Raw genomic sequence first — 9,796 nt, 5'->3', positions numbered from 1 at the left:
GCAGAGGGCTTACGGGCCCGCCGCTTGACATAGAAGCGTCCCCGCCCCAGACGCACACCCGCACGCAGCTCGTCACCACAGGATGCGCACCATGAGCACCTCGACCGAACAGACACACCACTCCCTGATCGCCGGTGAACCCGTCCCCGGGACCGATGGCACCACCAGGGCCGTCGACCCGGCACGCAACGCTGAGTCCGGGCCCGAGTTCAGCCTGCTCGACAACGGCCAGGTCGCCGAAGCCACCCGCGCCGCCGCCGAGGCGTTCGCCGACTACCGCAAGGTCGGCCCAGAGGCGCGCGCCGCGTTCCTGGAGACCGCGGCCGAGCGCATCGAGCAGGCCGGCGAGGAGATCATCGCCGACGCCATGCGCGAGACCGGACTGCCCGAGGCACGCCTGAAGGGTGAGCTCGCCCGTACCGCGAACCAGCTGCGGCTGTTCGCGAAGGTCTCCCGGGCCGGCGACCACCACGGTGTGCGTATCGAACCCGCGCTGCCGGACCGCAAGCCCCTGCCCCGACCCGACCTGCGGCAACGCACGCTGCCGCTGGGGCCGGTGGCGGTCTTCGGCGCCTCGAACTTCCCGCTTGCGTTCTCCGTCGCGGGCGGCGACACCGCCTCCGCGCTCGCGGCCGGCTGCCCCGTGGTGGTCAAGGCGCACAACGCCCACCCCGCCACGAGCCTGCTCGTGGGGCAGGCGCTGTCCACCGCGGTCGCCGAGCACGGACTTCCCGCAGGCGTCTTCTCCCTGGTCCACGGCCGCGGGAACGCCATCGGGCAGGCGCTGGTCTCCGACCCCCGCATCAAGGCGGTCGGCTTCACCGGGTCGCGCCGCGGCGGCACCGCCCTGGCGGCCACCGCCGCGGCCCGCCCCGAACCGATCCCCGTGTTCGCGGAGATGAGCTCGGTCAACCCGGTCTTCGTGCTGCCCTCGTCCATCGCGGGCGGCGATACGGGCGGGCGTGACGCCCTGGCCGACGGGTTCGTGACCTCGCTCAACGGCTCGGCCGGACAGCTGTGTACCGCCCCGGGCCTGCTGTTCGTCCCGGAGGGCAGCGACGGCGACGACCTCGTCACCCGGATCACCGAGAAGCTCTCGGCCGCCGATGGGACGACCATGCTGACCCCGGACATCTGCTCTGCGCGCGTGGAGGCCGAGAAGACACTCGCCTCCGTCGACGGTGTGGACGAGCTCGGACGCGGCGGCGCCGGGGCAGGTGAGAACGCCCCGGCGCCCGCGGTCCACACGACCGACGTGGAGACCTTCGCCAACACCCCCCGACTCTCCGACGAGGTCTTCGGCGCCGTCTGCCTCGTCGTGCGCTACACCTCGGCCGATCAACTGCCGTCGGTGGCGGGGGCGCTCGAGGGCCAGCTGACCGCCACGCTGTGGATCGACACCGAGGCCGACGCGGACCACGGCGCCGTGCGGGACCTGCTCGAGTCCCTGGAACTGCGCGCCGGGCGTGTGCTGGTCAACGGCTGGCCCACCGGCGTCGACGTCGGCGACGCCATGGTGCACGGCGGCCCGTACCCCGCGACCTCGGACGGGCGCTCCACGTCGGTCGGCGCGGGCGCCATCGAGCGTTTCCTGCGTCCGGTGGTCTACCAGAACGTCCCCGCCTCCCTGCTGCCCGCGCCAGTGCGCGAGGACAACCCCTGGAACCTGACCCGACGGGTCGACGGCGTCCCCGTGGTCGCCGGTGAGGAGGAGAACGCATGAGCACACCCGGACCCCGTGTCGCCCGGGTCGAGGTCGTGCCCGTCGCTGGACACGACTCGATGCTGCTGAACCTGTCCGGGGCGCACGGCCCGTACTTCACCCGCAACGTCGTCATCGTGACCGACGACGAGGGCAGGGTCGGGCTCGGCGAGGTGCCCGGGGGTGAGAAGATCACCGCCACCCTGCGCGAGGCCGGGGAGCTGGTGACCGGGCGCCCGGTGACCCGGTTCCGGTCGGTCCTGCGGGAGGTCTCGGACGCCTTCGCCGACCGCGACGCCGGCGGACGGGGAGAGCAGACCTTCGACCTGCGCACGACCGTGCACACGGTCACCGGGCTGGAGTCGGCGCTGCTGGACCTGCACGGCCAGTGCCTCGGGGTTCCCGTGGCGGAACTGCTCGGGGCCGGCCAACAGCGCTCCAGCGTTCCGATGCTCGGGTACCTGTTCTTCGTGGGGGACCCGGACGCCACCGACCTGCCGTACCTGCGGGAGGAGTCCGGGGACGCGTGGGAGCGGCGCCGCCGGGAAGCGGCCATGGACGCCGACGGCGTCATCGAGCTCGCACGGGCCGCCCAGGAGCGGTACGGGTTCCGCGACTTCAAGCTCAAGGGCGGGGTGCTGCGCGGCGATGCGGAGGTCGACGCCGTCACCGCACTGCACGAGGAGTTCCCGGAATCGCGCATCACCCTCGACCCCAACGCCGGATGGCTGCTCGAGGAGGCGATCGAGTACGGCCGGCGGATGCGCGGGGTCGTGGCCTACGCCGAGGACCCGTGCGGCGCGGAAGGGCGGTTCTCCGCGCGCGAGGCGATGGCGGAGTTCAAGCGGGCCACCGNGGGCGGCCGCCCGCCACGAACATGTGCGCCACCGACTGGCGGGAGATGGCCCACGCAGTGCGGACCGAGGCGGTGGACATCCCGCTCGCGGACCCGCACTTCTGGACCATGGCCGGGTCGGTGAGGGTGGCCCAGCTCTGCGACGACTTCGGGCTCACCTGGGGGTCGCACTCCAACAACCACTTCGACATCTCGTTGGCGATGTTCACGCAGGTGGGTGCCGCTGCTCCGGGCGAGATCACCGCTCTGGACACCCACTGGATCTGGCAGGACGGCCAGCGGCTCACCCAGGCCCCGCCGCTGATCCGGGAAGGGGCCGTGGCGGTTCCGGAGGCGCCCGGGTTGGGCGTGGCGCTGGACCGGGAGCGGTTGGAGGAGGCGCACGAGCTGTACGTGCGGGAGGGGCTCGGCGCGCGTGACGACGCGGCGGCGATGCAGTTCCTGATCCCCGGGTGGGCGTTCGACCCGAAACGGCCGTGCATGCAGCGGTGACGGGCGGCTTCGGGGGAAGGTAGGGGGAGGTTCCGGTGGAAGGGCCTTCCCCCGGGCCGTGTTCGGAGGCCCCGCGCCTCATGAATCAGGCATCAGGAAGGGGCGCGGCCCGCAGGGCGGGTCCAGGTGGCGGATGGACGGCAGGGACAGCGGGAACGGTAGGGCTGGGCAGGACGCCAAGGGTGATCGGACCCCGAAGGTCGACTTCAAGAAGACGCTCGACGCCTATCGGGCCGAGCGCGACACGTTCCGGATCCTCGACGTGCCGACCACCCGTTACCTCATGATCGACGGCCGCGGCGACCCCAACACCTCTCCCTCCTACGCCGAGGCGATCCAGGCGCTCTACCCCGCGGCCTACGAACTCAAGTTCGCCAGCAAGCGCGAGCTCGGCCGGGACTACGTCGTGCCGCCGAGGCAGGCGTGCACAAGGTGACCCACCGGCGCATCGCAGGCCGGGCACAGGTGCCTCTGGGTTCGCTGACCTACTACTTCTCCGGGCTGGAGGACATCCTGGAGGCGGCGTTCTCCTGGTACGTGGAGACCATGGCCGGCACCTACCAGGAGCTGCTGCAAGCGGCGGGCACGGCCGAGGAAACCGTCGAAGCCCTGGTGCAGTTCATCCACCGGGCCGCCCGCGACCCCGAACGGATGCGAGTGCTCTTCGAGCTGTACTCCTACGCGCAGTACAACGAGGCCGCATCCGAGATCGTCCGTGGGTGGATGACGACCACCGAACGCCACCTGCTCGACCGATTTCCCCCGGGGGCCGCGACGGCGATCGACGCCTTCGTCGAGGGCCTCCTCGTCCGGCAAGCGATGCAGAACGATGAGATCCCGGAAGCGGTCGTGCGGTCCTCCCTCAGGGCGCTGGCCGGCCCGTCCGCCGGAGTGCATTCCTGACCGGGGGCCAACCGGGCAGCACGGGGACATCGGCCCCGGGAACGAACGGGAAAGCTGACCAATGAAGGCTTCGGCGGGACCGAGGGGGCGGCGAAAGGCGGGGTGGTGCTGCCGGGCGTCGGTGTTCCCCGCGCCCGCCGGGGCCCGCCGGGGTCGCTCCCCCCTGGGGCCGGTGCGTTCCGACGCCCCCCGCGGGCGTCCGGCGCCGGGAAAAGAGCTTGTCCCGGGCACGGGCCCTCCGCTACGTTTCCCGGGTCGATACTGCTGGAGAACCGCGCCGGTCCCGCCGCGCCCCTCCCGGCAACCCCCCGAACGGAGAGAAGGCCCGTCCATGGCATGTCGCATCAGTGAACTCGTGCTCGGCTGCCACGACCCCGAGCTCCTGGCACGGTTCTGGTGCGAGGTCCTGGACTTCGTCGTGCTCGGCCAAGAGGGCGAGGACGACCACGCACTGGAGGTCGGCCCCCGCGAGGGCTTCGGGGGCCCGCAGCCGACCATCATCCTCAGCAAGAGGGCAGAGCCGGAACCGGGCAAGCCGCGTCTGCACATCGACGTCAACGCCACCGACCGAGACATGGACGCCGAGCTCGACCGGCTCCTGGAGATCGGGGCGCGGCCCGCCGACATCGGCCAGACCGGCGACGAACCGTGGCACGTGCTGGCCGACCCGGAGGGCAACGAGTTCTGCCTGCTCAAGGCCCGGCTCCAGCCCCTGTGACCACCCCGGGGTGGGCCGACCCGGGTCGGCCCACCGGCGGGATCTCACACGAGCTCCGCCAGGAGCTCCTCCACGTGGCGTCGGATCCGGTCGCGGATCGGCCTTACCGCCTCCACGCCCTGCCCGGCCGGGTCGGGAAGCACCCAGTCGAGGTAGCGCTTGCCGGGGAAGAAGGGGCACGCGTCTCCGCACCCCATCGTGATCACCACGTCCGAAGCCTTCACCGCGTCCTCGGTGAGCACCTTCGGGCTGTTGGCGGCGATGTCGATCCCGACCTCCGCCATCGCCGCCACGACCGCCGGGTTCACCGCATCGGCCGGGGCGGAGCCCGCCGACCGCACCCGTACGCGCCCTGTTCCCAGGTGTTCCAGGAACGCCGCCGCCATCTGGGACCGTCCCGCGTTGTGCACGCACACGAACAACACCTGCGGCAGGTCTTCTTCGTGTGCCACGGGAGCGTGCTCTGTCATCGCACCCCCTGCGCCATGTCGTTCTCCCCGGGGAACCAGCGCCGTGCCGCCAGCGCCACGTACACCAGCGCGATCAGTACCGGAACCTCGATCAGCGGCCCCACGACACCGGCCAGGGCCTGTCCCGAGGTGGCGCCGAAGGACGCGATGGCCACCGCGATCGCCAGCTCGAAGTTGTTGCCGGCCGCCGTGAACGCCAGCGTCACCGAGCGCGGGTAACCCATGCCGAGCGCGCGGCCCAGCGCCAGGGTCCCGGCCCACATGAGCACGAAGTAGAGCAGCAGCGGAACCGCGATCCGGGCCACGTCCCACGGCCGCGACGTGATCGCCTCTCCCTGGAGGGCGAACAGCATCACGATGGTGAAGAGCAGCCCGTAGAGCCCCCAAGGTCCGAGCTTGGGCAGCAGACGGGTCTCGTACCATTCCCGCCCGCGAGCGCGCTCGCCCAGCCGGCGCGTCAGGTACCCGGCCAGCAGCGGGATCCCGAGGAACACGACCACCGACACCGTGATGTCGACGAACGACACGTCCAGGGCCGCCTGTTCCAGGCCCAACCAGCCGGGCAGGACCGACAGGTAGAACCAGCCCAGTACACCGAACATCACCACCTGGAACAGGGAGTTGAGCGCCACCAGCACAGCGGCGGCCTCGCGGTCGCCGCACGCCAGGTCGTTCCAGATGATCACCATCGCGATGCAGCGGGCCAGTCCGACGATGATCAGGCCGGTGCGGTACTCGGGCAGGTCGGGGAGGAACGCCCACGCCAGCGCGAACATGACCGCCGGGCCGGCCAGCCAGTTCACGGCCAGCGAGGTGATGAGCAGGCGCCGGTCGCCGGTGACCGTTCCGAGCCTGTCGTAGCGGACCTTGGCCAGGGGCGGGAACATCATCACCAGCAGCCCCACCGCGATGGGCAGGGACACCCCGGCGACCCCGACCTGGGAGAGCGCTTCACCGACCCCGGGCACCAGGCGACCCAGGGCGAGGCCGGCGGCCATGGCCAGCAGGATCCACAGGGTCAGGAAACGGTCGAGGGACGACAGGCGGCCGACGACCTGCGGGGTGGGGGTTGCGGTCTCGACCCGGGACGGCCCGGTCCTTTCGGGGGCGCTCACGTCTGCGTCTTCTGGTCGGTGTCGGTCGTGGGGGTGGTGTCGTCGCCGCTGCAGGCCGGGTCCCCCGCGGGGATACGGGTCAGGATCGACGCCAGGCGGTCGGTCGTCTCCGGCAGCAGGCGGTAGTAGACCCAGGTGCCGCGCCGCTCGGAGTCGATGAGACCGGCCTCGCGCAGGAGTTTCAGGTGGTGGGAGATGGTCGGCTGCGACACGTCGAACGCGGGTGTCAGGTGGCACACGCAGACCTCGCCGCCGCCGTTGTGGGACGCGATCATCGACAGCAACCGGAGGCGTACCGGGTCGCCGAGGGCCTTGAAGATCCGGGCGTACTCGACCGCCTCGGTCTCTTCCGGCGGTGAGGACAGAAGGCGGGGACAGCAGCCGTCCGCGGCAGCGCGGGGGTCGGGTTCCCCGCTCCTTTGATTCGACATGCGTCTATATTGACAAGCTTCGATCCAGGGCGCAACCTTGCATCGACGGATATCGATCCAAACCCTCTGGAGGGTCTCATGTCCCGTGTACAGCTCGCTCTCGACGTCGCCGACCTCGACGCCTCGGTGACCTTCTACTCCACGCTCTTCGGCGTCGAGCCCGCCAAGCGCCGGCCCGGCTACGCCAACTTCGCCATCGCCGAGCCCCCGCTCAAGCTGGTCCTCATCGAGGGCGAGCCGGAGCAGGAGACCCGCCTGGACCACCTCGGTGTCGAGGTGGGCGGCGTCGACCAGGTGGATGCGGCCACCCGGCGGTTCAAGGACTCCGGCCTGGCCACCTTCGAGGAGAACGACACCGAGTGCTGCTACGCCGTGCAGGACAAGGTGTGGGTGCACGGGCCGGGCAAGGAGCCGTGGGAGGTCTACGTGGTCAAGGGCGACAGTGGCCAGAGCGGTGTCGAAGGGGTCGCCGGGGTGAGCGGCGTGCCCGGGCTCAAGGAGGCGTTCGAGGCGTAGCTGTCCGAGGAGCGGGGCCCGCCGCGCGTACGTGGCTCAGGGATGAGCACCGTGTACGGCGGGCCGCGCCCGTCCGCGCCGCCCCCGTTTCCCGTCCGTGGGGAGCACGGGTCTTCTGTGCGCTCGGGCCCGCCGCCCCGGGTGTGCACATGAGAGAACCCGGCTCCCACAGGGAACAACAGCCCCCGGGGCCACGTCTCGGTCCCCCTCACCGGAACCCGAACAGGGGGGAACCGCCATGGCATCCGCCGGCACCGACGTCACCGCCGTACTCCAGCACCCCACGTCGCAGGACCTGCTCTCGAACTCCATCGCCCGCCTGGCCTACGTGGCCCCCGACGGAACCCCGCGCGTGGTGCCCATCGGGTTCCTGTGGAACGGCTCGCACGTGGTCATGTGCACGTCGACCAACGCACCCAAGGTGCGCTCGCTGAGCGCGGACCCGCACGCGGCGCTGACCATCGACACGATCGAGTTCCCGCCGAAGATCCTGCTCATGCGGGGAACGGTGGAGCTCGAGACCGTCGACGGGATCCCCGCGGAGTACCTCGCGATGAACAGCGACCAGATGATGGTGCCGGAGCAGCGGCGGGCGTGGGAGGTCGAGGTGCGTTCGCTGTACGAGCAGATGGTGCGCATCGTGATGACCCCGACCTGGGCCAAGCTCATCGACTTCGAGGGCACCCTGCCCACGGCTGTGGAGGAGCTGGTGCAGGAGCGGGACGAGCGTGAGCGCGCCCACGCGAGCACAGAGACCGACGATTGACGAGCACAGAGGCCGACGGGTGACCGGTCCCGCTGGGCAGGCGGGTGGGAGCCGGTGGGTGTGGGGTGTTGTGGTGTTGCCCCGGGGTCGGGGGCCCAGCCCGGCCGGGCCGTCCCGCAACCCGCGTCGGCGCCACCCCCGGGCCCCGGATCCGAGATCCCACCACCGATCGAGGGGAGCTCATCGCTCATCGCCCGGAGGGGGACCGCAGAGGGGTCGTCCGAGGGGAGGACCCGGAACCCCCGAATGTCACCCCCTGGGTCGATGACCGGCCGGCCCCGCGCGGACGACCGTGGAGCCGTGTCCCACATCATCACCACCCACTGCCTGAGCAAGACCTACGGAGACCGGACCGTCGTGAGCGACCTCGACCTCCGGGTTCCGGAAGGCTGCGTGTACGGCTTCCTCGGCCCGAACGGGTCGGGTAAGTCGACGACCATGAAGATGCTGCTCTCCCTGGTGCGCCCGAGCACCGGAGAGGTCCGCGTCATGGGCCGCCGCATGCAGCGCTCCACCCGCCGCGACCTGCTGCGGGACATCGGCTCTCTCATCGAGGCCCCACCCGCCTACACCCACCTCACCGGCGGCGAGAACATGCGCCTGGTGCAGCGTCTCCTCGGGCTCTCCGACGGCCAGGTACTCAGGGCGGTCCGGACCGTGCGGCTCCAGGACCACCTGGACCGGCGCGTGGCCACCTACTCCCTCGGCATGCGGCAACGCCTCGGCATCGCCCTGGCGCTGGCCCGCGAACCCCGCATCCTGATCCTCGACGAACCCACCAACGGGCTCGACCCGGCCGGGATCGAGGAGATGCGGGGTCTGCTCACCCACCTCGCGGGACGCGGCATCACCGTCGTGGTCTCCAGCCACCTGCTGGGCGAGATCGACCGTACGGCCACCGTCCTGGGCATCCTCGGCCAGGGCCGCATGCTGTTCCAGGGCACGAGGGAGGAGCTCCTCGCCCGCTCCGTCCCGGACGTGCTCGTCGACACCCCCGACCCCGACCGGACGGCCGCGCTGGCCGGTGGCTGGGGCGCCGTGCGCGACGGGCCTGGGGTGCGGGTGCCCGGGCTCGACCACGACACCACCGCGGAGCTGGTGGCCCGCCTCGTGCACGAGGGCGTGGCCGTGTACGGGGTCCGCCGCGAGGAGCAGTCCCTCGAGGACGTGTTCATGGACCTGACCGGGGGAGGGGGCCTGTGAGCACCCGAGACGCCAGGACCCCCGGTGCCGTCGGCGCCGCGCCGGCCTCCCTCCGCGTACGCACGGCCCCGGCGCCGACCACCTCCCGCGCCGTGGCCAACGAGTTCGCCAAGATGCGTCGCCTGCGGGTCGCCCCCTCCGTCGCGGCCCTGGTCGCAGGCGTGGTCGCCCTCTCCTCGCTCGCCTTTTCCGGCGCCGACCCGTCCGGCATGCTCCACGACCCTGCGGCACGCCCGTGGCACCAGCTTCTCGAGGGCATGGCGCTGGCCGTCCCCCTGGTCTCGGCCGTCCTGCTGGCGGTCCTGGCCAGTCGGCAGGTGGACATCGAACACCGCGGCAACGGATGGCTTCTGCAACAGACCTCCGGTCTGCCACCGGGGCGCCTGTGCCGGGTGAAGTTGGCCGCCACCGGGGCGATCGTCGCCGCGGCCACCGTCCTGCAGAGCGCGCTCGTCGCGGCGGTGGGCCTGGCCGCCGGCATCACGGTCGCCTTCCCCACCGGAACCTGGCTGAGCCACACCGCCGCGATCGTGGTCATCAACCTCGTCGTCCTCGCACTGCACGTGGTGTTGTCGGCGTGCGTACCGAACCAACTCGTCGGGCTCGGCGTGGGCGTGCTGGGCG

12 protein-coding genes are annotated in these 9,796 nt (G+C 71.5%); 9 read left to right on the top strand and 3 right to left on the bottom strand.

The genetic code is table 11. From position 1 onward, the window contains the following. Nucleotides 1-91 precede the first annotated feature (91 nt). The 6 genes from D474_RS29100 to D474_RS0117430 all read left to right on the top strand — a co-directional run bounded on the left by D474_RS29100 (nt 92) and on the right by D474_RS0117430 (nt 4,671). Nucleotides 92-1,723: an aldehyde dehydrogenase (NADP(+)) gene (locus D474_RS29100; protein ID WP_017614823.1), complete on the top strand. Its 1,632-nt coding sequence runs from the start codon at nt 92-94 to the stop codon at nt 1,721-1,723. Continuing rightward, nucleotides 1,720-2,682: an enolase C-terminal domain-like protein gene (locus D474_RS33905; RefSeq protein ID WP_275040800.1), complete on the top strand. Its 963-nt coding sequence runs from the start codon at nt 1,720-1,722 to the stop codon at nt 2,680-2,682. Before D474_RS29100 ends, D474_RS33905 begins: the two co-directional genes overlap by 4 nt. Further along, complete coding sequence (locus D474_RS33900) at nt 2,631-3,050, top strand: enolase C-terminal domain-like protein (protein WP_338045291.1); 420 nt, start codon at nt 2,631-2,633, stop codon at nt 3,048-3,050. Before D474_RS33905 ends, D474_RS33900 begins: the two co-directional genes overlap by 52 nt. Nucleotides 3,051-3,183: 133 nt before the next feature. Next, the gene (locus D474_RS29090; RefSeq protein WP_017614821.1) at nt 3,184-3,486 is read left to right on the top strand and encodes a hypothetical protein; all 303 of its coding nucleotides are present in this window, start codon (nt 3,184-3,186) and stop codon (nt 3,484-3,486) included. Then, nucleotides 3,474-3,953, top strand: coding sequence for a TetR/AcrR family transcriptional regulator (locus D474_RS29085; RefSeq protein ID WP_017614820.1), 480 nt, complete (start codon nt 3,474-3,476; stop codon nt 3,951-3,953). Before D474_RS29090 ends, D474_RS29085 begins: the two co-directional genes overlap by 13 nt. A gap of 331 nt (nt 3,954-4,284) precedes the next feature. Next, complete coding sequence (locus tag D474_RS0117430) at nt 4,285-4,671, top strand: VOC family protein (RefSeq protein WP_017614819.1); 387 nt, start codon at nt 4,285-4,287, stop codon at nt 4,669-4,671. Nucleotides 4,672-4,715: 44 nt separating this feature from the next. Here the strand turns inward: D474_RS0117430 and D474_RS0117425 are convergent, their stop codons facing one another. From D474_RS0117425 to D474_RS29080, 3 genes are read right to left on the bottom strand one after another with little or no spacing between them, the layout of a single operon-like run. Further along, the gene (locus D474_RS0117425) at nt 4,716-5,141 is read right to left on the bottom strand and encodes an arsenate reductase ArsC (protein WP_017614818.1); all 426 of its coding nucleotides are present in this window, start codon (nt 5,139-5,141) and stop codon (nt 4,716-4,718) included. Continuing rightward, the gene (gene arsB, locus D474_RS0117420) at nt 5,138-6,256 is read right to left on the bottom strand and encodes an ACR3 family arsenite efflux transporter (protein ID WP_017614817.1); all 1,119 of its coding nucleotides are present in this window, start codon (nt 6,254-6,256) and stop codon (nt 5,138-5,140) included. The genes D474_RS0117425 and arsB overlap by 4 nt, the downstream gene beginning before the upstream one ends. Continuing rightward, on the bottom strand, nt 6,253-6,687 hold the full coding sequence (locus tag D474_RS29080; protein ID WP_017614816.1) for an ArsR/SmtB family transcription factor: 435 nt from the start codon (nt 6,685-6,687) through the stop codon (nt 6,253-6,255). Before D474_RS29080 ends, arsB begins: the two co-directional genes overlap by 4 nt. Before the next feature lie 78 nt (nt 6,688-6,765). Here D474_RS29080 and D474_RS0117410 point away from each other — a divergent pair, with 78 nt between their 5' ends. The 3 genes from D474_RS0117410 (at nt 6,766) to D474_RS0117400 (ending at nt 9,172) form a co-directional block, all read left to right on the top strand. Beyond that, the gene (locus D474_RS0117410; RefSeq protein WP_017614815.1) at nt 6,766-7,203 is read left to right on the top strand and encodes an ArsI/CadI family heavy metal resistance metalloenzyme; all 438 of its coding nucleotides are present in this window, start codon (nt 6,766-6,768) and stop codon (nt 7,201-7,203) included. A 238-nt stretch (nt 7,204-7,441) separates the two neighbouring features. Next, nucleotides 7,442-7,969, top strand: a complete 528-nt coding sequence (locus D474_RS0117405; RefSeq protein ID WP_017614814.1) for a pyridoxamine 5'-phosphate oxidase family protein — start codon at nt 7,442-7,444, stop codon at nt 7,967-7,969. A gap of 300 nt (nt 7,970-8,269) precedes the next feature. Continuing rightward, entirely contained in the window at nt 8,270-9,172 is a 903-nt protein-coding gene (locus D474_RS0117400; RefSeq protein ID WP_026118574.1) for an ABC transporter ATP-binding protein, read from the top strand. The last annotated feature ends 624 nt before the right edge of the window (nt 9,173-9,796 follow it).

Origin of the sequence: Nocardiopsis salina YIM 90010 (assembly GCF_000341025.1) — a bacterium.
Lineage (GTDB): Bacteria > Actinomycetota > Actinomycetes > Streptosporangiales > Streptosporangiaceae > Nocardiopsis > Nocardiopsis salina.
Note: the sequence above shows the minus strand (reverse complement) of the source record. Positions and strands in the feature narration are given on the sequence as shown.

Coding starts and splice junctions, on each gene's coding strand:
- D474_RS0117410 (WP_017614815.1), top strand. CDS start 6,766: ATGTCCCGTGTACAGCTCGCTCTCGACGTCGCCGACCTCGACGCCTCG.
- D474_RS29100 (WP_017614823.1), top strand. CDS start 92: ATGAGCACCTCGACCGAACAGACACACCACTCCCTGATCGCCGGTGAA.
- D474_RS29090 (WP_017614821.1), top strand. CDS start 3,184: ATGGACGGCAGGGACAGCGGGAACGGTAGGGCTGGGCAGGACGCCAAG.
- D474_RS0117425 (WP_017614818.1), bottom strand. CDS start 5,141: ATGACAGAGCACGCTCCCGTGGCACACGAAGAAGACCTGCCGCAGGTG.
- D474_RS0117405 (WP_017614814.1), top strand. CDS start 7,442: ATGGCATCCGCCGGCACCGACGTCACCGCCGTACTCCAGCACCCCACG.
- D474_RS29080 (WP_017614816.1), bottom strand. CDS start 6,687: ATGTCGAATCAAAGGAGCGGGGAACCCGACCCCCGCGCTGCCGCGGAC.
- D474_RS0117430 (WP_017614819.1), top strand. CDS start 4,285: ATGGCATGTCGCATCAGTGAACTCGTGCTCGGCTGCCACGACCCCGAG.